General features: G+C 62.7%; 22 protein-coding genes and 1 riboswitch. Of the genes, 13 read left to right on the top strand and 9 right to left on the bottom strand.

Going from position 1 to position 26637, the window contains the following annotated elements; genetic code table 11:
- The first annotated feature begins 175 nt into the window (after positions 1-175).
- Together ATN37_RS21235 and ATN37_RS21230 are read left to right on the top strand one after the other, a co-directional pair.
- Positions 176-820: a GntR family transcriptional regulator gene (locus tag ATN37_RS21235; protein WP_007727164.1), complete on the top strand. Its 645-nt coding sequence runs from the start codon at positions 176-178 to the stop codon at positions 818-820.
- On the top strand, positions 820-2094 hold the full coding sequence (locus ATN37_RS21230) for an MFS transporter (RefSeq protein WP_218695582.1): 1275 nt from the start codon (positions 820-822) through the stop codon (positions 2092-2094). Before ATN37_RS21235 ends, ATN37_RS21230 begins: the two co-directional genes overlap by 1 nt.
- A gap of 45 nt (positions 2095-2139) precedes the next feature.
- Here the strand turns inward: ATN37_RS21230 and ATN37_RS21225 are convergent, their stop codons facing one another.
- From ATN37_RS21225 to ATN37_RS21200, 6 genes are all read right to left on the bottom strand, one after another.
- Positions 2140-3711 (bottom strand): flotillin family protein, encoded by a 1572-nt coding sequence (locus ATN37_RS21225; RefSeq protein WP_050655914.1) that lies wholly within the window; start codon positions 3709-3711, stop codon positions 2140-2142.
- A gap of 11 nt (positions 3712-3722) precedes the next feature.
- Positions 3723-4238 (bottom strand): DUF1449 family protein, encoded by a 516-nt coding sequence (locus ATN37_RS21220; RefSeq protein WP_037129298.1) that lies wholly within the window; start codon positions 4236-4238, stop codon positions 3723-3725.
- 148 nt (positions 4239-4386) lie between these two features.
- The gene (locus ATN37_RS21215) at positions 4387-5688 is read right to left on the bottom strand and encodes a M1 family metallopeptidase (RefSeq protein ID WP_050655931.1); all 1302 of its coding nucleotides are present in this window, start codon (positions 5686-5688) and stop codon (positions 4387-4389) included.
- An 11-nt stretch (positions 5689-5699) separates the two neighbouring features.
- Positions 5700-9593: a Pls/PosA family non-ribosomal peptide synthetase gene (locus ATN37_RS21210; protein WP_218695590.1), complete on the bottom strand. Its 3894-nt coding sequence runs from the start codon at positions 9591-9593 to the stop codon at positions 5700-5702.
- Positions 9594-9715: 122 nt separating this feature from the next.
- On the bottom strand, positions 9716-11569 hold the full coding sequence (locus tag ATN37_RS21205) for a BCCT family transporter (protein WP_209448302.1): 1854 nt from the start codon (positions 11567-11569) through the stop codon (positions 9716-9718).
- A 428-nt stretch (positions 11570-11997) separates the two neighbouring features.
- The gene (locus tag ATN37_RS21200; protein ID WP_232329970.1) at positions 11998-12300 is read right to left on the bottom strand and encodes a ribosomal protein L7/L12; all 303 of its coding nucleotides are present in this window, start codon (positions 12298-12300) and stop codon (positions 11998-12000) included.
- A 3-nt stretch (positions 12301-12303) separates the two neighbouring features.
- On the opposite strand from ATN37_RS21200, the gene ATN37_RS21195 reads away from it, so the two are divergent.
- Positions 12304-12768 (top strand): hypothetical protein, encoded by a 465-nt coding sequence (locus tag ATN37_RS21195; protein WP_371714019.1) that lies wholly within the window; start codon positions 12304-12306, stop codon positions 12766-12768.
- Here the strand turns inward: ATN37_RS21195 and ATN37_RS21190 are convergent.
- Complete coding sequence (locus ATN37_RS21190; protein WP_003941170.1) at positions 12756-12896, bottom strand: hypothetical protein; 141 nt, start codon at positions 12894-12896, stop codon at positions 12756-12758. The genes ATN37_RS21195 and ATN37_RS21190 overlap by 13 nt on opposite strands.
- 244 nt (positions 12897-13140) lie before the next feature.
- On the opposite strand from ATN37_RS21190, the gene ATN37_RS21185 reads away from it, so the two are divergent.
- The 8 genes from ATN37_RS21185 (at position 13141) to ATN37_RS21150 (ending at position 23084) form a co-directional block, all read left to right on the top strand.
- A complete protein-coding gene (locus ATN37_RS21185; protein ID WP_042922757.1) occupies positions 13141-13872 on the top strand; it encodes an SDR family oxidoreductase in 732 nt (243 codons plus the stop codon).
- A 151-nt stretch (positions 13873-14023) separates the two neighbouring features.
- Positions 14024-15391: a cytosine permease gene (locus ATN37_RS21180; protein WP_218695581.1), complete on the top strand. Its 1368-nt coding sequence runs from the start codon at positions 14024-14026 to the stop codon at positions 15389-15391.
- Between the two features lie 30 nt (positions 15392-15421).
- Positions 15422-17002 carry a hydantoinase/oxoprolinase N-terminal domain-containing protein gene (locus ATN37_RS21175; protein WP_054187861.1) on the top strand — a complete coding sequence of 527 codons (1581 nt, stop codon included), beginning with the start codon at positions 15422-15424 and terminating at the stop codon, positions 17000-17002.
- The gene (locus ATN37_RS21170) at positions 16999-18108 is read left to right on the top strand and encodes a DUF917 domain-containing protein (RefSeq protein WP_050655919.1); all 1110 of its coding nucleotides are present in this window, start codon (positions 16999-17001) and stop codon (positions 18106-18108) included. The genes ATN37_RS21175 and ATN37_RS21170 overlap by 4 nt, the downstream gene beginning before the upstream one ends.
- Positions 18109-18114: 6 nt before the next feature.
- Positions 18115-19173, top strand: a complete 1059-nt coding sequence (locus tag ATN37_RS21165) for a DUF917 domain-containing protein (RefSeq protein WP_218695580.1) — start codon at positions 18115-18117, stop codon at positions 19171-19173.
- Positions 19170-20705 carry a CdaR family transcriptional regulator gene (locus tag ATN37_RS21160; protein ID WP_218695579.1) on the top strand — a complete coding sequence of 512 codons (1536 nt, stop codon included), beginning with the start codon at positions 19170-19172 and terminating at the stop codon, positions 20703-20705. The genes ATN37_RS21165 and ATN37_RS21160 overlap by 4 nt, the downstream gene beginning before the upstream one ends.
- 60 nt (positions 20706-20765) lie before the next feature.
- Positions 20766-20880: riboswitch (SAM riboswitch) on the top strand.
- Between the two features lie 53 nt (positions 20881-20933).
- A complete protein-coding gene (locus ATN37_RS21155; protein WP_218695578.1) occupies positions 20934-22259 on the top strand; it encodes an aminotransferase class V-fold PLP-dependent enzyme in 1326 nt (441 codons plus the stop codon).
- Between the two features lie 210 nt (positions 22260-22469).
- Complete coding sequence (locus ATN37_RS21150; RefSeq protein WP_050655923.1) at positions 22470-23084, top strand: hypothetical protein; 615 nt, start codon at positions 22470-22472, stop codon at positions 23082-23084.
- On the opposite strand, the gene ATN37_RS21145 is transcribed toward ATN37_RS21150, so the two are convergent.
- On the bottom strand, positions 23063-23941 hold the full coding sequence (locus ATN37_RS21145) for a phage repressor protein (protein ID WP_050655932.1): 879 nt from the start codon (positions 23939-23941) through the stop codon (positions 23063-23065). The genes ATN37_RS21150 and ATN37_RS21145 overlap by 22 nt on opposite strands.
- A 143-nt stretch (positions 23942-24084) precedes the next feature.
- Between ATN37_RS21145 and ATN37_RS21140 the strand changes: the two genes are divergently transcribed.
- Entirely contained in the window at positions 24085-25083 is a 999-nt protein-coding gene (locus ATN37_RS21140; protein WP_042450570.1) for a S9 family peptidase, read from the top strand.
- Positions 25076-26287, top strand: coding sequence for a saccharopine dehydrogenase family protein (locus ATN37_RS21135; RefSeq protein ID WP_192711815.1), 1212 nt, complete (start codon positions 25076-25078; stop codon positions 26285-26287). Before ATN37_RS21140 ends, ATN37_RS21135 begins: the two co-directional genes overlap by 8 nt.
- Here the strand turns inward: ATN37_RS21135 and ATN37_RS21130 are convergent, their stop codons facing one another.
- A complete protein-coding gene (locus tag ATN37_RS21130; protein WP_042450522.1) occupies positions 26288-26632 on the bottom strand; it encodes a hypothetical protein in 345 nt (114 codons plus the stop codon).
- Between the last annotated feature and the right edge of the window lie 5 nt (positions 26633-26637).

The following is a 26637-nucleotide window of genomic DNA, read 5'->3' as shown; positions in this document are numbered from 1 at the left end:
GAGTGCATCAGTCCTCGAAGGCTGGAGCGTGCGCCATTCATCGCGAACTGATTCCTCTTCTGTCTGGCACCTTGCAATGCTAACTGGATCGATGCCGCATCGGACCGAGATGTTCGGATCGGCGACCCGGATGTCTGCGTTGCGCCAGCGTGGAGTATAAATACATCTTGTGTCTATGTTGTATTCCGCTTCCGAAACCGTCTTCCGCGAAGTCAAGGAGCTGATCCTTTCCGGCGAGCTCGCCGGCGGGGAGCTGATCAGTGAGGGTGACATCGCTGCACGGACCAATGTGAGCCGAACGCCGGTGCGTGAGGCGTTTCTGCGTCTCGAGTCGGAAGGTTGGATGCGCCTCTATCCGAAGAAGGGGGCGCTGATCGTCCCGGTCGCGGATGGGGAAGCGGAACACGTAGTCAGTGCCAGACAGCTCGTCGAGACTCAGAGCGTTCGAGTGGTGTCGGTCCGACCGCACGCACGGGAAGCGCTTGTCGCAGCGTTGCGCGCGAATCTGATCGAGCAACGTGAGATTGCTGATCGCGGGGACGTGGCCGCGTTCAGCGCAATCGATGCAGACTTCCACAAGATGATCGTTGCCGCCGGCGGGAACCCTTTGCTCGACTCGTTCTACGCGAGTCTGCGCGACAGGCAACGACGGATGACAGCCCGGTCGATCTCACGCGACCCCGGCCAACTCTCGCGCATCCTTGCCGATCACACCGCGCTTACCGACCTCGTCGACACAGGCGATGCCGACGGATACAACACTGCCGTCCTCACACACATGCGCCAGGTCCACGGCCTCGGCTTCGAAGGAACTCTGTGATGAGCACCCAAACGATCGGCGCTGGGACCGCGGCCGAAACTCGTCTCGAGGGTGAACGCCTCTCCGGCGGAAAGTGGCTGTGGCTGACCGTTGCCGCCAGTATGTTCGCCGCTGCCTGGGGCGGAAACGAATTCACCCCACTGCTGGTGATGTACCGACTCGACCACGGCTATTCGCCGGTGATGGTCGATTTCTTCCTCTTCGCCTACGTCGTCGGAATTGTGCCGGCCCTGCTGCTCGGCGGCCCGCTGTCCGATCGATTGGGTCGACGCCCGATCATGCTCCCCGCGCCGATCATCGCGATCGCCGGTTCGACGCTGCTCGCTTTCGGGGCGGACTCCGCCGCTGCTCTCATCCTGGGAAGAATCCTCTGTGGCATTGCCTTGGGGATCGGTATGGCCGTCGGCGGCTCCTGGGTCAAGGAGTTGTCCACGCAACCTTGGGACCCGACGGCGTCGGAAGGCGCAGGTGCTCGGCGAGCAGCGATGAGTCTGACCGCGGGCTTCGCCTTGGGAGCGGGTGCTGCGGGAATCTTGGCGCAGTGGGCGCCCATGCCGAGTGTGTTGGCGTACGTGTTGCACATCGCGATCACCGTCCTCGCCGCCATGGCGCTGTGGCGTGCGCCCGAAACACGACCGGCACAGGCGAAATCCGACCGTCGCAGGTTGATCGACGACCTCAAGATCCCCTCGGCAGGTCACCCCAGATTCCTCTACGTCGTCGTTCCGTTGGCGCCGTGGGTGTTCGGTGCCGCCAGTGTCGCGTATGCAGTTATTCCGGCGCTCATGACCGGGCACAGTGGCGATGCGCCCGTGGCCTTTTCGGCTCTGCTGTGCATGGTCGCGCTGACATGCGGATTCGCGATTCAGTCGTTGGGGCGCAAGATCGACACCGACCGCAGTGCTCGTGGCGCCGTTGTGGCTCTGGTGTTTCTGGTGGTCGGTATGGCCGGCGCTGCTCTGGTTGCGTCGACGCTGACCGTGGCGATCGCGATCGTGGCTGCAGCGATCCTCGGTTGCGGGTACGGCATGGCATTGGTTTCCGGGTTGCTGGAGATCCAGCGAATCGCGGGGCCGGACGATCTGGCAGGACTGACCGCGGTGTTCTACTCGATCACCTACATCGGTTTTGCTGTGCCTGCGTTGCTGGCGATGCTGTCGGAAAGCATTCCGGCGCTGAGCTACACGGTGACTCTTCTGTTCGGATCAGCCGCCGCCGCTGCCTGCTTGATTCTGATTCTCTTCAAGTCGCGTTCACATCTTCCGAGCGCGTGAAGCCGGCCCGCCGACCCCTGCGAGAGTCGGCGGACCGGGGCGAAATCACGCGTCTACAGTTGCGGAACCGTTTTCCGAATTGTGGACCGAATTGTGTACCGAACCAGCCGGAACCGATGCGGTCTTGTTCAGGCCGTTGAGCAAACCGGTGATATCGACGCCTGAGCTTTCGAGAGTTTCGATGACACCGGCAATCACCTGGGGACTGATTCCCAGGATCGAGCCGATCGAACCCTGCGCCCCGTCGCTTCCGCCGACGATGGAGATCCGATCGATGTCGCCGACCGGCTTCGCTGCTGCTGCGGTGGCGTCGACCAGTGCTGCCAGAACGTCAGGCAGAGTGAGCAACTGCGCGGCCTGCGGGGTGTAGGAATTGAGCGCCTCGGCGATCTGACGCTTACCGGCAGCTTCGGCTTCGAGCTTGGCGCGCAAACCATCCGCTTCGGCCTGCTGTTCGGCGCGAACGGCGTCGGCCGCTACCTTGCGGCCGTCAGCTTCGGCTTCCAGACGTGCTCGAAGGCCGTCGGCATCAGCCTGCTGCTCGGAGCGAACAGCGTCGGCGACGAGCTTTCGTGCATCGGCCTGAGCCCCGCCGGCCTGCCTTGCTGACTCGGCCTGTGCCTGGGCGCGGAGGATCGCGGCCTGTCGCTCACCCTCTGCGCGTGCGATGGAGGCTTGGCGTTCGGCCTCGGCCGGTGCAATGACATCTGCCTGCAATGCCGCTTCCGATTGCTGGGCGCGACGACGCTCGACCTCGGTGCGAGCTTCGACGCGGGCCGCCTCGGCCTGCTCACGTGCGATTCCGACGGCCTTCTCGGCCGTTGCCTGCGCGAGTGGTCCGGCCTGGTCGGCTTCGGCATTCTCGGCTTCGGTCTGTGCTCGAAGGCGAGCGAGTTCGACGTCGCGCTTCTGATTTGCACTCGCGATCGCAGTGTCGGCCTCGGCCTGTGCGACGGAGCCTGCCTGTCGCGCCTTTGCCGACTGGATCTGCGAATCACGCTCTGCTTCAGCAGTTCCGATCGCGGCATCACGTTTGACCTCGGCGATGCGGCGCTGACCGAGCGATTCGAGATAGCCGTTGAAGTCGGAGATTCCCGCGATCTTGATGACATCGACTTCCATGCCGATGCGGGCGAGGTCGCCGCCTGCCTCCTCGACCACGCTGCGCGCGAGCGAATCGCGGTTGGAGTTCAGATCCTCGACCGTCATGGTCGCGGTGATTCCGCGCAGGCTGCCGGCGAGGATTTCGTTGATCTGCTGCTGGAGTTCGTCCAGGTCGGAGGTCAGGAATCGTTGCACCGCTGTCTGAACCGCTTCGTCCGCGGAACCGATTCGTACCAGGCCGACTGCCTCGACGTTGACCGGAACACCGTCGTTGGAGAGCGCATTCTTGAGATTGATGCTGACGTTGAACGGCTCGAGCGACATGATGTCGACGCGTTCGATTCCCGGAATCTTGAACCGGGCTCCGCCGCGGACGACTTTCGGCTTGCCTCGTCCGGTGAAGACCGCCACTTCGTTCGGCGGGACCTTGACGTAGTTCTTCACGTAGATCGCGGGGAGAACGATGAAGATGATTACTGCGACTACAACCGCAATGATGATGATTGGCAGCATGTATCGAGTCCTTAGATCGCGTCGTCAACCGTGACGACGTGAAGGTATTGATCGTCTACATCGGCGATGTAGACGGTGGTGCCGGTGGTGAGCGCCATCGGCTGTGCACTGACGGCCTTGGCCTGCACGCGATTGCCTTCGGCGTCGACGAACGAGACTTCTCCCCAACCTTCGGCTGCAATGGTGAGAGTGACCGTGCCCAACAGCCCGGAGTACGAAGCTCGTCCGATGTGCGAATTATCTTGTTGTTCAAGGAGATAGGGGAGAAGTAGGCCGCGCGTGACGACAACGAGAACGGCGGCGAGTGCGAGTGCTGCAATCGCCGCTACCAATGTCGGAGCGTCCGCGAGAGTGGCAGCTACGCCGCCGGCGCCGAAGCCGAAAAGTGCTGTGGCCAAGGTTGTCAGGCTCAGAAATGGCAGCCCGTCTGCGTGGCCGCCGCCCAGATCTGCAACCTCGCCGACGGCAAAGGCTCCGACCAGGGCCACGACCCCGATCACGAAACATATTGTGAATACAACGAACATCGATCCCCCGATCTACCTGTCGAGGAAGCGTGCCCTGAGAATTGTGTTGTCGGGGTCGTCCCTCGGCCCACCTCTATAGTAAAGGTAAGACAAAGATAATCGGCGCATTCGGAATGTTTCGGCGTGGTGATATCGCGGTGAGAGAGCGTCAGAGACGAGGCAGAGAGCGCTGATTCAGCCATGCATCCCACAGTGGGCGCAATGGAGTGTCGGTGAAACGTGAAGCGAGATCGGTGAATTGCTCGGTACTGACCGTGCTGTGCCGATGCTTCGTGGTCCACTGACGGATCAGTTCGAAGAACTTCTCGTCTCCGAGAACGCCGCGCAGGGCGTGCAGAGTCAATGCGCCCCGCTTGTAGATTCGATCGTCGAACATCAGGGCAGGACCGGGATTGGCGACGATCAAGTCCTGAGATTTACGCCCGAGCCCTTGATAGGCGTTTGTCGCGAGTTGGTTCGAGGACGGGCCACCGGAATTCTCGGACCAGATCCACTCCGCGTAACAGGCAAAGCCTTCGTGCAGCCAGATGTCGCACCACTGCCCGAGAGTGAGGCTGTTGCCGAACCATTGATGGGCAAGCTCGTGTGCGACAAGACGTTCGGAACCGCGCCTGCCCGTGCAATGGTTGGCTCCGAAGATCGAGAGTCCCTGCGCTTCGATGGGGATTTCGAGTTCGTCGTCGGTGACCACAGCGGTGTAGTCGGCAAAGGGATACGGTCCGAACAGCTTTCCGAAGACCTCCAACATCTGGGGTTGGCGCCCGAAGTCGACGTCGAACGCTGCTCGCAGCCGAGGTGGGTGAACGGCGAAGACCGGTACCGGCCCGGCGCTCACTTGTCGGTGCTCGTACTGACCGATCTGAATGGTTGCCAGGTAGGTTGCCATCGGTTCGGTCTGCTCGTAGACCCACGTCGTCTGACTCGCACGGGTCTGCTTGCGGATCAGCTTGCCGTTGGCGAGGGCATAGAACGGGGAATCGGTGGTGATCGAGATTCGGTACGACGCTTTGGAAATCGGATGGTCGTCGCACGGGAACCAGGACGCCGCGCCGTTGGGCTGACTTGCGACCAAAGTTCCTTCGTCGAGTTCCTCCCAGCCGACTTCGCCCCACAGGCTCTTGATCGGCTCGGGGTTGCCGCTGTACGCGATGGTGACCGACAGGGCACCGCCCGCGGGGATCTTGGTAGACGGCGTGAGGATCAGCTTGTTGTTCAAGTGCGCGTACTTGGTGCCGCGGGCACCGTTGACGGACACCTTGGACACCTGCAGGTTCTGCGCGAGGTCGAAGCTGAACTTGGATCGGCTCTCGGTGGTGACAGCGGTGATGACAGCTTTGCCGGCGAGACGGTTGCTGAAGACCTTGTACGTCAGTTCCAGTTCGTACCGGGACACGCGGTACCCGCGGTTGCCGTTGAGCGGCAGGTACGGATCGATCGGCTCCTCGAGCATTCGGTTCGGCTTCACGACGCCACCCACGGTGCAATCGGGTTGCCCTGCCAGCGGGTGGAGGGCGGAACGGTGTCACCTCGCATCACCAGAGATGCAGGCCCTACCGTCGCTCCCGCGCCGATGCCGGCTGCGGGTAGCGCGACACAGTGCGGTCCCAGCGTTGCTCCTGCTCCCAAAGTGACGGTGTCCATGGACATGATCCGATCATGGAAGAGATGAGTTTGCACGACGCACCCCCGTTCCACTGTCGCTCCGTCGCCCAAAGTCACAAGATCTGCCTCGGGTAGCCAGTACGACTCACACCAAACGCCCTTACCGATCTTGGCCCCGAGTCCACGCAAGAAGATGTTCAGTACGGCCGTACCAGTCGCCGCGCGAGCGAACCACGGCGCCGCGACGGTCTCGACGAAGGCGTCGGCTACCTCGTTTCGCCAGACGAACGAACTCCACAGCGGATGCTCGACCTTGGCGATGCGCCCGACGACGATCCACTTGGCGGCGATGGTGATCGCGCCCGCCACTGCTCCGGCGACGAGCAGAATTACGCCGCTCAACAGAGCCGCGAACCAGAATCCGACGGCGCCGACCAGTGCTTCGAGTGCAAACAGAACACCGAGACCGATGCCGAACGTGACCATCACGGGGATCAGTCGGCAGGTTTCGACCACTCCGCGGGCGATCTTGAGTCGCATCGGCGGATTGAACGTGCGGGCGGCGTCGGTGTCCCCGGCAGCCCTTCTCAGACGTACCGGTGGACTACCCAGCCACGATGATCCGGACTTGGCCTTGGACGGGGTAGCCGACAGAACCGCCACGAGACCGTTCTTGGGGACGCGTCGACCGGGGGCGGTCATACCGGAGTTGCCGAGGAACGCACGCTTGCCGATCTTGGCCTGTTCGATGTGCATCCAGCCGCCGCCGAGGCCGTAGCTCGCAACCATGGTGTCGTCGGCGAGGAATGCGCCGTCGGCGACCGTCGTGAACTTGGGAAGGAGGAGCACGGTGGATGCTTCGACGTTCTTGCCGATCTTGGCGCCGAGGAGGCGGAGCCATCCCGGCGTCAGCAGGCTCGCGTAGAGCGGGAAGAGGAAGGTTCTGGCCGAGTCGAGCAGGCGTTCGGTCGCCCACACCTGCCAGCCGATGCGGCTGCGGACAGGGTGGTAGCCGGGGGTCAGCCCGATCGAGAGAAGACGAACGGCCACAAGGGTGATGACTGCGAAGACGAGCAAACTCAGGATGGTCGCGACGGGAAGCATGATCAGCGATTGGAGCACTGCACTCGCGAGCGTGTCGGTGTCGCGGATCCACCAACCGATCAAGGCGATTCCGGCCATCAGAGCGAAGATCGGCATACCGGCCAGGAAGACCGAGGTGACGCCGTATACCGGCACCCAGCCGGGTGCGCGCTTCGGATGTTCGGCCGGCCAAGGATGATTCGCTTTCCCGACCTTGGTGGCGGGGGAGCCGGCCCACTGCTGGTTTGCCTTCACTCGGCCGAACACCGCAGATCCGGGTTCGACGACGGCGTCGCGACCGATACGCGCGCCGGGCAGAAGCGTCGAGCGTGAACCGACGGAGGCGCCGTCGCCGATCTTGATCTCGCCGATGTGAATGACGTCGCCGTCGATCCAGTGGCCGGAGAGGTCGACTTCGGGTTCGACGGAGCAGCCGTCACCGAGTTCGAGCATGCCGGTGATGGGAGGAAGTGTGTGGAGATCGACGCCGCTGCCGATGTCGGCGCCGAGGGCGCGGGCGTAGTAGAGCATCCACGGTGCGCCCGAAAGGTTTGCTGCGCCACTGGCTTCGGTGAGTCGGAGCGCTATCCACAGACGCAGGTGTTCACTACCACCTCGCGGGTACGTTCCTGGCTCCAACTTGCGTAGGAGCAGGCGCGCCCCGACGACGGCGATGGTCATACGGCCGATCGGCGTGATGAACACGATGAACGCCAACAGGATCCACCACCACGAGACCGTGGGCGCCCAGCTGACGTCGACGAACCAGCCGAGGACGTTGTTCGCGATCGCCAGCCACGTCACCCACTGCAGTCCGGTGAGCGTCGTGAGCGGAACGGTGACGGCGATCTGCGCGAGCTGAGTCTTCAAGGGTGTCGGAGCGACGATGCGCGGCTCCACAGTTTCGGTGGGTGCCAATTCGTCGAGATATTCGGCGAGCGATCCCAACCGTGGGTGGTCGTAGAGCTGTGCGACGGTCACTTCGGGGAACCGCTCGCGCAGGGCGGTCACCAACTGAGCCGCAGAGAGGGATCCGCCGCCCACTTCGAAGAAGTCGTCGTCGAGTCCGGTGATCTGCGCGCCCAGGATCGATCCCCACAGGCCGGCAACCCAGGCAGCGGTGCCGTCGAGGCCCAACGCGGCCCCCGCATCTTCACCGGCGCCGGGCAAGGGCCACGGCAGCGCATTGCGGTCGACCTTGCCTGACGTACGCGTCGGAAGTTCGTTCATCAACGCCAGACGCGGCACGAGGGCTGCTGGTAGCTGCTCGCTGAGCAGCGCATGAGCGGCCTTGAGATCGAAGTCGGGATCCGTGCTGGCGATGTATCCGACGAGGAGCTGGTTGCCGGCTGCAGTCTTCTTCACGGCTGCGGCAGCGCCGCTCACGCCCGGCAGGTTCTGCAAGGCGTTGTCGACCTCACCGAGTTCGATGCGCCTGCCGCCGAGCTTGACCTGATCGTCCGCGCGGCCCTGGAACATCAGGCCGGTGGTCTCGAGCCGGACCAGGTCGCCGCTTCGGTAGGCGCGATCCCACCCGAGCGAGGGCATCGACGCGTACTTCTCGGCGTCCTTCGCGGGATCGAGGTAACGGGCGAGGCCGACGCCGCCGATCACCAGCTCGCCCACCTCACCGACCGCGACGGGATTGCTCTGGGCGTCGACGACGGCAAGGTCCCAGCCGTCGAGGGGGAGGCCGATGCTGACGGGGCTCTTGCCGTCCATCAGTGCGCCGCAGGCGACGACGGTTGCCTCGGTGGGGCCGTAAGTGTTCCAGACCTCGCGGCCCTCGACGGCCAGGCGCTCTGCCAGTTCGGGTGGGCAGGCTTCGCCGCCGAAGATCAGGAGTCGAACGGCTTCGAGGGCCTCGGCCGGCCACAGAGACGCAAGCGTCGGCACAGTGGAGACGATGCTGACGTCACGCGAGACCAGCCACGGGCCGAGGTCCATGCCGCTGCGAACCAGTGAACGAGGCGCCGGGACGAGGCAGGCGCCGTGACGCCACGCGAGCCACATCTCCTCGCAGGACGCGTCGAATGCCACGGAGAGTCCCGCGAGGACGCGGTCACCAGGCCCGATGGGCTCGTCCTGGAGGAACATGCGCGCCTCGGCGTCGACGAAGGCAGCGGCATTGAGGTGAGTGACCGCGACGCCCTTCGGGGTGCCCGTGGATCCTGAGGTGAAGATGATCCAAGCGTCGTCCTCGGGTTCGGGTTCGCGAACCGGTGGATGTTCGAGCCGCTTCGGCGCCGTCCCCGGCTGGATTCCGTCGCCGGTGATGATCGCCGCTACCTGCGCCTCGCCGAACACCAACTCGGCGCGCTCTTCCGGATCGTCGGCGTCGACGGGAACGTAGGCGGCGCCCGCCGCGAGGATCGACAGGATCGCGACGTACAGCGAACGCGAACCTGACGGCATCCTGATTCCGACGCGGTCACCTGCGCCGACGCCGGCATCACCGAGCCAGCGCGCACCGAGCTCGATCTCGTCGAGCAACTCCGAGTACGACAGTGTGGTGTCGCCGTCGTCGATGGCAGGTGCTTCCGGGTTGGCCTCGGCTGAGGCCCGCACGATGTCGATGAGCGTGCGCGGCGCAGGTGCATGCGCCGACCGTAGGAATACGGACGGAATCCCGAAAGATTGTTCCGTCTCCGACTGCGACTGGAGTGGCAAACCCGTTGGTCCTGTTCTACTCACGAAACTTAGAGTCCTGCGAACTGTCGAGTTGAAAGTCTCATGACAAGTTTGCGAGTTGGTGAACAGATATGCCTAATGCAACATGCCGAACGTGCCGGTCAGTCCGTACTGGCAGCTTGCGCGTGGCCTTCTGCCGAGTCGGCGAACTCGGGTGTGTCGAACACCTCTCCGCCCAGCGGATCGACGACCTTCGATTCCTCGGAGAAGTCGACGGCGCCGGTATCCGGGTCGATGTTGACCGCATGGGCGGGAACTTCGTGGACCGCGACGAGCATGTGGGCGTCGGAGGGATCCGTCATGATTCCGCTTTGTGACGGGGTGAGCCCGGCGAAGGTCGACGAGATCTTCAGATCGCGGAGCCGCTTTTCGGTGGGTTGCGGAACGTCGGTCGATGCCGAGGCATTTGTAGAAACCCGCAGGTAGCGTGGTGCCGAAGCGACCTCGTATCGGAACGCCTTCAGCATCGACAGACATGCCAGCACCATGATGACCGAGAACGGTACCGCCGTGGCGATGGCAACGGTTTGCAGCGCCGTGAGCGATCCACTGCCACCCACGATGAGGAGAACTGCGGCCGCGGCACCGGAGAGGAACGTCCAGTAGACACGCGTGATCTTGGAGGTCTCCAAGCTGCCACCGGTCGCGAGGATGTCGATGACGATCGAGCCGGAGTCCGCGGACGTGACGAAGAAGAACACGATCACGACGATCGCGAGAACACTCGAAATCGTTCCGAGCGGAAGTCCGTCGAGAAGCGTGAACAACGACGTGTTGGTGTCCACTGCGCCGGATGCGTCGAGCATCGTGCCCTCGTTGCGCTGACGCAGAATGCCGGAGTTACCGAAGATCGTGAACCACAACGAACCGACCAGCGTCGGGGCCAGCAGCACACCGAAGACGAATTCGCGGATGGTGCGGCCGCGTGAGATGCGCGCGATGAACATGCCGACGAACGGTGCCCAGCTCATCCACCAACCCCAGTAGAAGATGGTCCATGCGCCCTGCCAGCCGTCTTCGGCGAACGGGGACGTACGCAGCATCAGTTCGGGCAAGGCCTGGACGTATCCGCCGAGGTTCTGCACCCACGACTGCATGAGGAACAGCGTCGGTCCCAGAATCAGGACGAACAGTGCCAGCGCGGCAGCGAGCATCATGTTGATGTTGGAGAGCCACTTGAGGCCCTTGGTGACGCCGGAGACGACCGAGAAGGTGGCCATGCCCGTCACGATGACGATGATGGTGATGACCAACCAGTTGTCGGTCTCCACCCAGCCGAGGTAGTCGAGGCCGGCCGAGATCTGCTGGACACCGAAGCCCAGCGACGTCGCGACACCGAACAGCGTGCCGACGATGGCGACGACGTCGATGGCGTGGCCGATCTTTCCTTCGATGCGAGCCCGTCCGAGGAGCGGCTCGAGCAACCAACGGATCGAGAGCGGACGACCCTTGCGGTAGGTCATGTACGCCAGACCAAGGCCGACGACGACGTAGATCGCCCATGCATGAAGGCCCCAGTGGAACAGCGTCAGTTCCATCGCTTGATTGGCTGCGGCGTCCGTGGATCCCGCGATCTGCCCGGCGACGGGAGGGTTCACATAGTGCGAAAGGGGTTCTGCCACTCCGTAGAACACGAGGCCGATGCCCATCCCGGCGCTGAAGAGCATCGCGAACCACGAGAGCATGCCGAACTCGGGCTGCTCGTCGTCACGTCCCAATCGGATGTTGCCGATGCGGCTGATTCCGCAGTACAGCGCAAAGATCACGAAACCGGTAGCCGAGAGGATGTACCACCAGCCGACGCCGTCGCTGATCGCGTTGTTGAGAGTTTCGAAAGCATCCGCAGCGGTTCCCGCATAGATCACGGCAAAGGCGATCAGGGCAAAGATCACTATCGACGCGGGGATGAACACGGGTTTCCTTAGTTCACGCCACGCAGTTTTGACCGCAGTCATTCCACTCCTCGAACGTTCAGGCATTCACAGCGCCCATACGGGCAGCCACGTGTCACGCGTAGGTGGGCGTTGCGCTCACACCATCGCAGGTCAAGACCGGGCTATTGCTTTGAAATTCAACGTAACGTCAAGTTTCGGTCAACTCAACTGGACGAAAGATGCTGCACTGTCGCGAAAGTTCTCACTGGATACCGTAGTTCCGGTTGTAAATCGTTGGGTAATAGTGGCATTGGGCCATGAGTGGAATGCTGAACGGCGAATTCGATTGGTACGGTGAGTTGAATCGGTCGAGTCGACGCTCACCGATTGACCACATTTGTCAAACTCGGCGAAACAGCCTGTCTGTCAGGTGGTTAACTCCTGGTGTGCTTGCCCGATCGTGGCGGTCAGGTGTCGATACCTAACTGTGATTGTGATGGTCGCAACTATCAGTGATGCGGGCCCTGTTCGCCCCGCTGAGCGTCGATCAGATCCATCGCATCCTTCAGACCCAAGCCCGGATGCAGTTCGCGTAGTGCCTTGATTGCCGGAATACGGTCGTCAGTCGACGCGAGTGCGCTACGGACGTCGTCGGCGGGTATTTCGGTGGGGGCAGTCGTCCCTTCCCACCACACCGACTGAGGTTTGTTCCTGTTTCGCCAGGCTTGGACGGTGCCGTAGGCAAATCCGGCCGTCGCGAAAAGCCAGATTGCCAGGCGAACCCAATTACCGGTTGTCGGTTCCGTGGTCACTGTATGGATGGTGCTCGGACCGATTACGACTACGAGCAGGACGAGGCCAATCGTCTGCCACCATCGCTCGACGCGCCTGCTCGGATTCCACCACTCGGCCATCGATCGATACTCGCACAGGGCTGCTGTTTCGGTGCGACGATGGAGATCATGGAGATTCGTGATGCGGTGGAGCGACTTCGGGCGGATTCCGGGACCTCGATGATCTTCGGAGAACCGCACCAGACCAGCGACGGATCGACGATCATCACGGTTTCGCGTCTACACCGGCGGTGGCGGGGCGACCCGATACCGGTGCCAGTGGGAGTGTTCTCGATCCACGAGGGTGAGCCGTCGTGGTCACCGGCCGTCGATCACACCAGGGCGGCTTTGATGGGGGAGTTCATCGGGCTGGCGGCCGCGGTGATCGCAACCCTGGCAGTTCTACGTCGACCGCCCTGGCCTGATGTGACGATTCAGAAGGGGTGACCCAGAATTACGCCGATCAGTTGGAACGGCATCGCGAGGAACATCGATCCGACGTAGAGCGGATAGCGAATCGGATCGCCGGCGAGGTAACCCTCGGCGAGCCAGGCCATGACGTCTGCTGATCCCATAGTCGTTACTTCCCTTCGCTGTTGTGGTTCACCGACATTTTCGGTCGTGGGAGTTGTTTTGTTACAAGCGAACTCGAAGGAGGAGTACATGTGAAGGCAGTTTCGACGCAGCAAACGTCGTCAAGCGAGATCCCCGGGGGCGGTGTCCTCTACCAGCTAAGTCTCGATACTTAGCACTGTTCCGTAGTGAAATCTGTGCGTTCTGCACATGTCGGGACAATTCGGTGAGCCCTACAGTCGCTGCATGACAACGACACCTTCTCCTCTCTCAGGCAAGACCGTCGTACTGATCGGCGGCGGAACAGGCATCGGGCTGCGAGTGGCGCAGCTTGCCGTCGACGCCGGCGCGCAGGTAGTTCTCGGTGGCCGAACCGCATCCAAGCTCGAAGCAGCGGCCGCGCAGCTGGGTGAGGCTGCGCACTGGTTCACCGTCGACACCTCCGACGACGACTCGGTGAAAGCGTTCTTCACCAACATCCCCAGCGTCGACGCTCTCTTCACCACGGCTGCCGATTACCAGGTCGGCTCGTTCCGTGAACAGAGCGTCGAGGAAGCGGCGTCGCCGTTCACCTCCAAGTTCTGGGGGCAGTACCGCGTCGTGCACGCTGCGCTCGACAAGCTGACACCCACCGCATCGGTGGTCCTCATGTCCGGCGCTGCCAGTGTGCGGCCACCCGCAGCTGCCGCGGCATACGTTGCAGCCAACGCGGCAATCGAGGGGCTCGGGCGGGGGCTGGCGGTCGAACTGTCGCCGATCCGCGTCAACACTGTCGCTCCCGGAACCATCGACGGGCATCTGTGGGCTCAGCGCCCGGCGGAGGTTCGGGAGGCCGCGTTCACCTGGAGTGCCGAGAACAACGTGCTCGGCCGCGTCGGGAACGAAGACGAGATTGCACAAGCGGTGTTCTATCTCTTCACCAACACGTACACAACGGGTTCCACGCTGTACCCCGACGGCGGGTACGCGTTGCGTTAGACCCGTGCCATTTGGCGACTGTGTGAAATGACGACTGTGCGAAATGCATTGTCGTAACACGAAGAAACGCCAATTCGCCCATAGGCGTGACCCCTGCCACATTCGTACCGTCTTCTCCGAGAACACTTCCCAACTATTCGAGGAGTCCGTCATGAAAAACACGTCAGCGACCGCCGCCGGCGGTGAAGTGTCCGACGGTGACGACTACGCGCTCACCCGCGTTCCCGACGAAGCACGATATTCGTGGTTCTCGGTGGCAGTACAGCGATTCGGTCAGGTATCGGCACTCGCACAGTTCTTGCTCGGTGCGACGCTCGGCTACGGTATGACGTTCTGGAATGCCTTCTGGGCATTGACAGTCGGGGCGGTGATTCTCGAGGTCGTCTGTATTTTCATCGGCATCATCGGGGTTCGTGAAGGGCTCAACACATCGGTGGTCGCACGCTGGTGTGGATTCGGGCACGCAGGTTCCGAGGTGATCGGTTTGGTGATCGGGGTCAGCCTGATCGGTTGGTTCGGCATTCAATCTGCTGTCTCTGCATCAGGTTTGCACGGAATCATGCCGTTTCTGCCGCAGTGGGCGTGGGCTTTGGCCTTCGGTCTCCTGATCACCGCGATAGTCCTTCGCGGGTTCGGATCCATGCAACTGATCGCCAACATCACCGTTCCGCTGTTCCTGATCCTGGTCGGTTGGGCCGTCGTCGCCGAACTGCGTAATCACTCGCTGTCAGATCTGATGACATCTGCGCCGGCCGGGCCGGAGCTCAGCTTCCTCGCCGGAACTACCATCGTCGCAGGCGGTTTCATTGCCGGAGCAGTGATCACACCTGACATGACGCGCTTCAACCGCACGGCAGGCGATGTCGTGAAGCAGACGCTCGTCGGAATAACGTTGGGCGAATACGTGATCGGGCTGACCGGTGTTCTCCTTGCCCATGCCGTTCGCAGTTCCGACATTGCCACGATCATTCTCTCGTCGGTCGGTTGGGTCGGCGTTCTGATCATCGTTCTCGGCACCTTCAAGATCAACGACTGGAACCTGTACAGCTCGGGGCTCGGCGTCGTGAACTTCATCGACGTCGTGTTCGGTCGACGGATCAATCGCGCAGTTGTCACAGCAGTTGTCGGCATCACCGGTTCGGTCCTCGCGGCTGCCGGAATCCTGAACTCGTTCACCGACTTCCTGATCCTGTTGGGCGTCGGATTCCCGCCGATCGCCGGGATCATGGTGGCGGAATACTTCATCGTCAAGACATGGCGCAAGGATCTGGCGGAGAGTCGAGCTGCGGGTACCCTCCCGAACTCGGCACCCACTTGGGTACCGGCCACGCTGGTGATCTGGATCGTCTCGGCGCTGATCGGTCATTACAGCACCTTCGGCCTGCCGTCGATCAACGCGGTGGCCTCGGCCTTCGTTCTCTACGTCGTCGCGGGTCGACTCGGCCTGATTCGCGGAGTCGGACGCACCGCAACCGAAGCGCCGCAAGAGACTTCGGGAAGATCTGCGCTCACGCACTAGCACGGCACACACTGTAGAAGGGAGTTCGCGATGCGAATCGGAATCGACGTCGGTGGTACGAACACCGATGCGGTCCTGATGGACGGGACCACCGTCATCGGGCATGTCAAACACTCGACCAGCAAGGACATCACCGGCGGAATCGGCGGAGCTCTGACGGCGCTGCAGCAGCAGTACTCGTTCTCTCCCAGCGCTGTTCAAGCAGTGATGATCGGCACGACGCACTTTCTCAACGCTCTCATCGAGCAACGCGGACTTGCACCGACAGCGGCTCTGCGATTGGGGCTTCCGGCGACCGCGGCGCTTCCTCCGATGGTGGGGTGGCCGCGAGACCTGGTCTCCGCTGTGCAAGGAAGGCGCTACCTCGCTCACGGTGGGCACGAGTTCGACGGTCGTCGTATTTCGTCGCTGGACCCCGACGAGATTCGCCGCCATGCCGCCGATATGGCTCGCAGCGGTACTCGTTCGGTCGCAATATCTTCGGTGTTCTCTCCGGTCAATCTCGAATGCGAAGCGGCCGCCGCGGAGATAGTGCGTGAGGAACTCGGCCCGGACGTCGCAATTTCGCTCTCGCACGAGATCGGTCGAGTGGGTCTACTCCAGCGGGAGAACGCGACCATCATCAATGCTGCGCTGCGCGAGCTCGCCGATCACATCGTCGACGGTCTTGCCCGATCTTTGGTCGAGCACGGCATTGTCGCGCCGCTGTACCTGAGCCAGAACGACGGAACCTTGATGGACATCGAGTACGCGAGGCGTTATCCGGTGGCGACTTTCGCATCGGGACCGACCAACTCCATGCGAGGCGCCGCTGTGCTGTCCGGTCTGGCCAGCTGTGCGGTGATCGACATCGGAGGTACCACTACCGACGTGGGCGTATTGACCAACGGTTTCCCGCGAGAAGCCACCACGGAGGTGACGGTCGCCGGGGTACGGACCAATTTCCGTATGCCGGACGTCTTCTCGATCGGTATCGGTGGTGGTTCGCTGGTGGATGCAGACGGACTCACAGTCGGACCCGAATCTGTGGGATACGAATTGGGTTCACGGGCACTCGTATTCGGCGGTGACACGTTGACGGCCACCGACATAGCCGTCGCGGCAGGCTTGGCCGACGTAGGAGATCGCAGTGCGGTGGCGCACCTCGACCGCGGCCTGGTGTCGACGGCACTCGACCGGATCTCGCGCCGAGTCGCCGACGCCGTGGAACAGATGCGGACCACGTCGGATCCACTTCCCGTTGTGGCGGTTGGCGGGGGATCGGTACTGCTGGAGCGTGAACTCCCGGGCCTGGGAACGGTGATTCGTCCTGAGCGTTTCGATGTTGCCAATGCGATCGGCGCTGCGATCGCGCAGGTCAGTGGTGAGGTAGATCGAGTCGAAGCGGTGCGGGACGGGCACCGGCAGGTTTTTGCCGACGATGCTCGCCAGGAGGCGATCGATCGGGCAGTCGCCGCAGGCGCACGGCCCGAGTCGGTGCAGATCGTGGAGTTCGACGAGGTCCCGATTCCGTATCTGCCGGGCAACGCAACACGTATTCGAGTGAAGGCAGTCGGTGACTTGGCACTGCACAGTGGTTTGGTCTCCACCGGTCAGGAGGGCTCACGATGAGTTGGACACTACGAACGGCGGATCTCGACGACCTCGCCAGGGGCGCAGCCTTGTTGGGCACCGGCGGCGGGGGAGATCCGTTCGTCGGCAAGATGTTGGTCACGCAGGCGCTCGGTGAGGCCGGTGAAATCACAATTCTCGATCCGGAGGAGCTTGACGACGACGCGTGGGTGATTCCCGTCGCGCAGATGGGTGCCCCGACCGTCGTGGTCGAAAAGATGCCGCGCGGAACCGAACCCGAGCTGGCGCTGATCACGTTGGAGAAGCACACGGGTCGAACTGCAGATGCCACGATGCCGATGGAGTGCGGCGGAATCAATTCGATGATTCCGTTGCTGGTGGCCGCGCGGCGCGGCCTGCCGGTTGTGGACGCCGACGGGATGGGACGAGCCTTTCCTCAGCTCGAGATGGAAACCTTCTCGGTGTACGGGATTTCGGCGAGTCCGCTCGCCATGGCGAACGAGCACGACGAGGTGGCGATCTTCGACACCGGAAGTGACAACAGCAGATTGGAGGGCCTCGCCCGCGGGGTGACGTCGAGGTTCGGTGGGATGGCGCACATCGCGCAGTACTCGATGACGGGTGCAGATGTGAAGCGGACGGCGATCCCACGGACTCTGTCGTTGGCCATGACCATCGGCCGGTCCATCAGACTTTCACGTGAGCAGCGGGTGGACCCGGTGCAGGCGCTTGTCGACAGTCTCGCCGACACGCTCTACGGATACGGGCGAGTTCTCTTTCACGGCAAGGTTATCGATGTCGACAGGCGAACCGATGAGGGGTTCGCTCGCGGTTCGGTGCGGATCGCCGGCGTCGGAGACGAAGAGCTGGAAGTTCAGTTCCAGAACGAAAATCTGATCGCCGTCCAATCCGGAGTGATGGTGGCGATCGTGCCAGACCTGATCTGCATCGTCGAGGCCGATACCGCCGAACCCATCACCACCGAGGGCTTGCGGTACGGGCAGCGCGTTGCGGTCATCGGGATCGCGACCCCACCCATCATGAGAACCCCGGAGGCACTGGCGGTCTTCGGCCCGGCTAGCTTCGGGCTCGATCGCCCGTTCCTGCCGGTGGAGACACTCGAGCAACCTGTACTGGCAGAATAGCGAGCCGTGAGCAGGCTGCACGCGGTCCGGGAGGCCGACCTCGACGCGATCGCAGCGGGGGCGGTGGTCCTGGGCTGCGGCGGGGGCGGCGATCCACGCTTGTTCGTGGAATTGCTGCGTCCACTGATGACGTCTACTTCGGTGGAGGTCATCGCGCCGGACCAGTTGCCGGAGGAGGCATTGGTGATGCCGGTGGGAATCGTCGGATCGGCCCTGGCTTTGGAGGAGCAATTGCCCTCCGGGCGTGAGTTCGCAGATACTGCAGCAGCTTTGACGCGCTGGACCGGGAAGCGTCCGACCGCGGTGATGACTTTCGAAGGCGGTGGACTCAACGCTCTCTCCGGCATTGCGGCGGCGTTGGCGTTGGGAATTCCCGTGGTCGACGCGGACCTGCTGGGTCGAGCGATGCCGCGGCTCGATCACTTCTCTCTCGCCGCAGCCGGGTTGGAATTGTGCCCGGTCACACTCGCCCAGCCCGGCGGCCTCATTACCGTCGTCGACGGAGTGGATGTGCTCGGCGCCGAGGTAGCAGTGCGGTCGTTGATCGGGAGAACCAGCGGTTGGGGCGCTCTGGCGATCGCCTCGATCGATGCGCGGACGGTGCAGGAGGCGTGCATTCCGGGAACTCTCTCCCGAGCATACGAACTGGGTCAGCACATCGGGGCCCTGGGCAGTTGGCAGGAGATCGCGGAGAGCTCCGGGGCCCTGGTAATGGGGACTGGCCGGGTGCGTGCGGTCCGTCGTAGTCGTCCGGACACCGGCGATCGTCGGGGCAGCGTGATTCTCGAGCACGGTTCTGCGGTGATACGAGTCGAATTCGAGAGTGAGTTCCTGACCGTCGCGTTGGACGGCGAGATGATTGCAACGTGCCCGGACATCGTGACGTTGCTCGACGTGCGGACCGGCGCCTTCGTCTCGTGTGAATCCGTGCACCAGGGGCACGATGTGGCCGTGTTGGTTCTTCCCGGTCCACAGTGGTGGGCGGAAGAAGTGGGCAGATTGAAAGTTGTCGGCCCGCGGGCATTCGGGATCGACCACGACGCAGTGCTGATGGAGGCGCGATGAGCGCGAGTGTTTCGGCGTTGCTGAACAACCCGGCCTTTGTCGGGCTGTATCGACTGGCCGGGGAGGGTGATCCCGTCGTGACGACAGTGGGAGCACTCACCGGGGAATCGGCACAGTCGGCCGAGGCCGTGTCGGGTGCGGCGAGTTCAGGATCAGTTCTGGTGATTCTCGATCGAATCGACATCGGGGAGTGGAGATTCGACGCTCTCCTTCGGCGCACAGCGGCGACCGGCTGCCAGGTGGTCGCTGTGCACAGCACTGCGGCGGAGGATGCGAATCTCTCGTTGCTTGCCGATCGGCTCGGACTGGTGGTGCTCGGAGTATCCGACCCGTGGCTGTTCAGCGTGGATCTTCGTGATCTTCTCTCGAATTCGCGGGCGGTGATGGCCGACGCAGTACTGCGGGCGACACACGCGGGCCAACGAGCCGGAGGAAGCGTCGAGAATCTTCTGTCGGTGCTACTGAACACCTTTCAGCGTTCGTTCTTTCTCCTGGACTCGTCCGGACGTCCGATGACCGGCGCCGACCTGTTGTCAGACACTGATCGAGCAGCCGCCGGTATGTTGTCGGGTCGCGGGGCGCCCACCACAGTCGAATTGGACTCCGGCGGGGTCCTGATCGCGTGCCCGGTGATGTCCGGCGCAGCCCGAGAGCCCTGGCTGGCGGTGCTACTCCCGGTGCGTCAAAGCGTCGAAGAGGCTTCTCTCTCAGTGGTTCTCGACGTGGCCTCGTTGGCTGTCGGGCACCGACTGGCCGTTGCGCGCATGGTCGACGAGCGTGAAGCGCGCCGGCGTAGCGCGTTGCTCGGTGAACTGATCGACACGTCAGCAGACGCCACACCCGGACTGCTCCGGCGCGCACTCGACGCGGGTTGGATGCTGGACGGATGGCACATCGGCATCAAAGTCCTGGCGGTCGGTGAGGTCGACCTGGTGGCAAGACGCAGCGAGGTTGCAGATGCTCTCGCCGCCGAGGGAATCGACGCCAATGTCGTGGAACAGGCTGACGGCTGGGCGGCATGGACGACTCTGCCAGGCGAGCCGCGACCGGAGGCGATCACCAGGATCGCCGAGTGCATCCGTGCAGCTCAGGCGAGGTTGGAACCCACGATGGAGACCTGGGTAGGTGTGGGACGCGCACACGACGGTCCGGCTGGAATCGGTTCGTCCCTGTCGGAGGCCGGGGATGCTGCTCGGCTCGCCGGTTCCCGATCTCAAACAGGTCGATTCCTGCACGTGGACCGCCTCGGGCTGGCGCAGTTGCTGCTGGCGTGGACGCGAACCGACACCTTCCAGCCTGCGGCCGCGGCATTGCTCGCACCGCTACGCGATTCCAATGGAGAGTTGCTCGAGACTCTGTCGACGTACCTCGACGAAGAATCGTCTCTGGCTCACACCGCAACCCGAATGGGCTTGCACCGCAACACCGTATCGAGTCGGATCGATAGAATTCAGCGCCTTCTCTCGGTGGATCTCGCAGATCCGGAAACGAGACTCGCGCTCCACCTTGCTTGCCGGACCATCGCGCCCTGACGGAGATCTTCGCGGCTTCGTCTTGACAAGCACGGGAGGTTCCTGCCATCCTCGTTGCCAGGTCACGAGTACCAGTGTTCAGCCCCGGCTTGCTGGTCGGCAACCCTCCTCCGCGGTGGGGTGCTCCGGGTGACGACCCGGCTGCGTTCGAAAACGAATGCGGCAAGCGCGGACTCTTCCGGGGCCATCTCCCGACGAACGAGTCCTTGAACGTGAGGATTGTCTTCGATGACTGCTGTATTGAGTGCCGACACCTGCTGCACCACCGCGATTGCCAAGGTTTCGGGTGCCGACCTGCAGGTTCCATTGGTTCAGGGCGGCGAATGCTCCTACGCCAACTTCGACTACGCCGCGAGTGCGCCGGCATTGGCCCAGGTCACCGACCGTATCGCCGAATTGTTGCCCACGTACGCCAGCGTCCACCGCGGTGCCGGCTACGCGTCCCGGATCTCCACGCTCACCTACGAGAACGCTCGTGAATCCGTTGCTCGTTTCGTGAACTGTGCCGACGATCAGGTTGTCGTCTTCACCCGGAACACCACCGATTCGCTGAACCTGCTTGCGCAGTGCGTCCCCGGCAGCACCGTCGTCCTCGACGTCGAGCATCACGCAAACCTGTTGCCGTGGAACGACGCTCGTATCGTCACCGCCGCAGACACCATCGAAGAAACGATCGAGCGTCTGATCGGTGAACTGTGCACCAAGCCTGCCGCACTGCTCGCAATCACCGGGGCCTCCAACGTGACCGGTGAGATCCTGCCGATTGCACGTTTGGCTGACATCGCTCACCGTTGCGGCGCACGTATTCTCGTCGACGCTGCTCAGTTGGCTCCCCACCGTCGCATCGACCTGCAGGAATGCGGCGTCGACTACGTAGCGTTCTCGGGCCACAAGCTGTACGCGCCCTTCGGCGCCGGCGTTCTCGTCGGCCGCCGTGACTGGCTCGACGAAGCTCAGCCGTACCTCGCCGGCGGCGGCGCCGTGCGTGAGGTGACCATCGAATCCACCGAGTGGGCTTGCGCGCCCGCACGCCACGAGGCGGGTTCCCCCAACGTGCTCGGTGCGGCAGCCATCGCGACCGCCTGCGAAACCCTGCACGCCCTGGACTTCGACGTGATCGCCGAGCATGAGAAGGCGCTCACCGCCCAGCTCACTGACGGCTTGTCCGCCATCGAGGGCGTCTCACTCGTGCGACTGTGGAACGACGCTCCCGACGCCGTCGGAATCGTCACCTTCACCGTCGACGGATTCGAAGCGGGCGAGATCGCCGCATTCCTCTCCGCCGAGCACGGCATCGGAGTTCGCGACGGTCGCTTCTGCGCACATCCGGTTCTCGCGCGCCTCGGCCTCTCCGGCGGTGCAGTTCGCGCCAGCCTCGGCCTCGGTAGCAGCTCGGACGACGTGACGCGGTTGGTCGACGCCGTGAACATCCTGGTTTCGAATCAGCGTGATTGGAAGTACGCGAAGACGGCAGGTGCGTGGAACCCTGTGCCCGAGACCCGCCCCTTGCTCGGAGCCGCAGACGACAATGCCGGCGCAGCCGAGTGCGTCTGAGCTGAGCTCGGTCCCCGAAAACTCGAACGGACAACTAGCATGGCAGCCATGGCACCAGCGGATTTTCCCGCCACCCCTTCGAGAGTGAGCATCACTCTCGGTCAGTGGTGCCGTCGCCATGTCGATCTGTGTCGCACCTCTTCAGGAATGTGTTCGAGCTGACGATTCGTCTCGCTCATCCCATACTTTTCTGATTTTCGGAGGTCTCACATGTCTTCACTCGCTTCGCATTCTCTGCACGTAGCGGTCGAGTTGACCGGATCCGGTCACCATCCGGCCGCTGAGGGCGCACCCGGCAACCTGCCCATCATCGGCGGCGACTACTGGGTGGACCTCACCGAGGGTGAAAAGGCTCTCGATTTGGCTTCATTCCCTACCAATGTGGTTCGGATTCGCGCTGCGGATCTGCGTGAGGCACAGCTCGAACGCGCACGGATACGCGCTGCCGTCGCTGAAGAAGGACGCGATCCCGACAGCGTCGCAGTGCTGGTCGATCTCGAGATTCTGATCGCGCCGGAGGCTCGCTCCGCTCGTAAGGAGCTTGCGCAGTTGGACAGCGCGTTGACCTCGCCGCGGGTTCCCGTTTCGCTTCATTACGTCGGAACGCCTTCCGGTCTCGGCAGTTTGATCGCCGATATCCGAGCTGCGGAGGTCGCCGACGGCGTTACGTTGCTGCCTCTCGCATTGCCTCGCACGCTCGAGCATCTGGTGGACAGCACCATTCCGTGGCTTCAGGATCGCGGACTTGTCACACCGTCCACCGCAGTCGACGAGGTTCTCGGGCGTTTCGGACTGCCGCCCCGTCATCGCACGCTTGCGTCCTGATCGTCACCGATTGCATCTGCGTACAGGTGGAACAGCGACGGTAATTCGTCGGCACCGTCCACCTGTGCCAGAAGCGTCCAGCACTGCGCAGTGATCGACCGAGCCCTCGTGCCGATCCAGTTGGTGGGCAGTAGTTCCGGCGGCAACAGCGGATCCGGTTCCATGGCTCGCGTGAATTCCGCCGCGAGTTCGATGGTCATCGTGACAGCATCGGTACCCGGACTGTTCTGCAGTTTGTGCAGGCGTGCGGTCGCTACGTCGAGTAGCCGTTCGTATCCGTCAGCGATCTGGTCCAGTGGCCACAACTGCGCGGCAATCTTCACGGGGTCTTCGAGAGTGCCCACTTTCAGATCTCGAGTGGTGAGAGAAGACAGGTGCTGTTCGACGTCGAGTTCGGCGGCCGCATCGCGAATATACGGTTCCCAGGCGTGCGGCGAGACGTACAGACCGCCCTGGACGAGCGCGCCGCCGAGGTAAACGACCCTGGTGCGCAGCGCATCTCGCGCTTTCCGTGACGACTCCGGAATTGCGAATCCGGCCAGGTGCCAATACCCGTCCCACGGCGTCACAGTGTCGCGGTCTTGTCGATAGGCCAGCCGAACGAATTCGACGTCGGGTTCCATCTCGCGCAGGGCTTTCGGCGTTGCTCGTAGCGTGGCCTGCCGCCCGCGACCTTCCTGAGTGAACTTCCCCTCGGTGACCAACCGCTTGATGCACAGCCGAACCTGTTGATCAGTTTTGCCGAGGGCGTCGGCGGTGGCATAGAGGGTGTGCCCGTCGACAGTTCCGTCCGTGCGCAGTAGTCCCTCGATCAAGATCCTCGTGGGTACATCGACGTCCCTGTCGGTCATCGCCATGTCCTTTCCTCGCTTCTCGACATCTTCGCCCACAACTGTACTATCGAATGCAATACGATCGTTTCAAATTCGTACGTTAGGGCGGGAAGATGGCAGCGGAATCGATGAGCGAGGGCAAGAGTAAGCCTCGTTTACGCAGGTGGATGGTTACTTCCCTGGCGGTGGTCGTTGTTCTGATCGCGACTCTGGTGGGCTGGACGCTGTACCAGAACACCTATGACATCCGTGAGGAAAAAGTGACGATCACCGGGGGATCGGTGCCGCTCCAGGGAGTCCTTGCACTGCCCGAACACGGTGACGGTCCCTTCGGGCTCGTGGTTTTCGTCCACGGAGACGGCCCGGTCGATGCAACACATGAGACGTTCTATCGACCGGTGTGGGAGGCGTTCGCAAAGGCGGGGTACGCGTCACTCTCCTGGGACAAGCCGGGGGTGAATGGGGCACCGGGCAATTGGCTCGACCAGAGCATGGACGATCGCGCGGCAGAAACGGAAGCGGCAATCGAGTGGGCGCGGGGACGTTCGGATATCGATCCGTCTCGGATCGGTCTGTGGGGTGCAAGCCAGGCAGGGTGGGTGATGCCCAAGGTGGTGAACCTCGACCCGGACGTAGCGTTCGTCATTGCCGTGGGTCCCGCGATCAACTGGCTCCAACAAGGCGAATTCAATACCCTAGCCGAACTTTCCGAGAGAAATGCGTCGGCCGACGAGTTCGAGAAAGCGCGGGTCGATCGTGCGAAGAACTTGGATCAGTTGGCCCGTGATGCATCGTTCGACGATCTAGTGGCCTCCGGCGAGGCCGACGGTCTCACCGAAGACCGGTGGAACTTCATCCGAAAGAACTACCTCTCGGATGCGCGAGCCGATCTCGAAACCGTGAAGGTTCCGGTGCTCTTGATCATCGGCGGACAAGACGTCAACGTCGACGTGGCTGATACCGAAAGGGTGTATCGCGAATTGTTGGACACTCCAGGGCAATTGGTGGTCAAGAAGTACCCCGACGCTACGCATTCGATCGTGGACAAGGATCTCGAAGACTCGGAAGTGAGGTCCGCTCTGGTGGCCGTCCTTGCTCCCCGTTCGATCTTCGCTCCCGGCTATCTAGCGGATCAGACTGCATTTTTGGAGGGAATTCATGGCTGACGGAATCACGGTTGTCGCACTGGGTGGTGCCGGTGCCATGGGCTCGGCAGCAGTTCGTCTGGCCGCAACATTGCCGGGAATCAGCAAGGTAGTAGTCGCGGATCGCGATATCGATGCTGCGAAGCGTCTTTCAGTTGAACTGGCGCAGGCGTCAGCGGAAGTCGAGGCGCGCCGCATCGACGTCACGGACGGTCGCACGCTACGTGAATTGCTTGACGGCGCAGACGTGGTCGTCAATACGGTCGGACCGTTTTTCCGTTTCGGCGTCGGCATTCTCCAGGCAGCGATCGGGACCGGGACTCACTATCTCGACATCTGCGACGACTGGGAGCCGGCCGTCGACATGCTGGAATTGGACTGTGCCGCGAGGGGAGCCGGAATCTGTGCGGTAGTCGGCATGGGCGCAAGTCCCGGGATGAGTAACCTCCTGGCCGCGATGGCAGTCTCGCGATTGGACGTGGTCGACGATCTGTATACAGCCTGGCCGGTTGATGTCGAGGGCGAGGACGAGTCGGTGGACACATTGAGTGCAGCCGCCGTTCACTGGATGCAGCAGATCAGCGGCCAGGTTCCGGTGGTTCGTGCGGGGCGAATCGTCAACGAAGAACCGTTGCGTTCCATCGCACTCGAACTGCCCGGCGGACGTCGGGGGAACGCTTACGTGGTCGGGCATCCGGAGCCGGTGATGTTTCATCGGACCATCAATCCTGCGGGGCATTCGGCAAATCTGATGGTCATCACACCGGAAACCGTGGCGTTTCTCGACGTTCTCCGCGCCGACATCGACAAGGGGAGAATCGATCTCGACTCGGCCGCCGAAGAATTGGGCAAGCCTTCGCTCGGACGGATGATCCGTGCTGCGCCTCGAATGCTCACGCGCGCCGGCCACGGATCCCTGCCGTTGTTCTTCGCCTCGGCGACAGGAATGTTCGACGGAAGAGCGATGCGCGTCGTGGCCCGGATTGCCGACGATTCACCGGTGTCGGAGTTGCTGTCGGACATGGCCGGTGCAACCGGAATCCCCTTGGCGCTCGGCCTTGCTCAGGTGGTGTCCCGGCTCGCCGACGGAACGATTTCGGATCGGATCGGTGTGCACTCACCCGAGAGCGTCGTCGACCCGGAAGTTCTGTTCACTGCGCTGGCGCGGTTGTTCGATCGAACCGACTGGAGTGAGATCGTCACCGTCGAATCCGAGTTCCGCTAGTCAGTTCGCGGCGTGTGATCCGATGCGACTGCGGATTTCGGTCTCGACGCGATCGGCGTCCTTGGGGCTGAACGAAGGCGATCCGTGGCCGGCGAGAGTGAGTACCACCGCGGTCTCCTTCCACGGGCGTGAAAGATCCAGGCTGTACCACGAGCTGAAATCTGTTGTTCCCCAGATTCGTAGGCGTCCGCTCAGCCATGACATGACTCCGAGGTCGACGGATTCGATCTGCGAGTACAGGACGAACTTGCTGACAAACGGAAAGTAGTAGTGGCGGATCGTGACGCCCTGATCGTCGATCCGGACGGTTCGGTCCTCGTAGATTGTCGATGTTCCTGCACTCACAGTGA

This window comes from Rhodococcus sp. MH15 (genome assembly GCF_019266045.1).
GTDB classification, from domain to species: domain Bacteria; phylum Actinomycetota; class Actinomycetes; order Mycobacteriales; family Mycobacteriaceae; genus Rhodococcus_F; species Rhodococcus_F qingshengii.
This window is presented reverse-complemented; position numbering and strand designations above follow the sequence as displayed.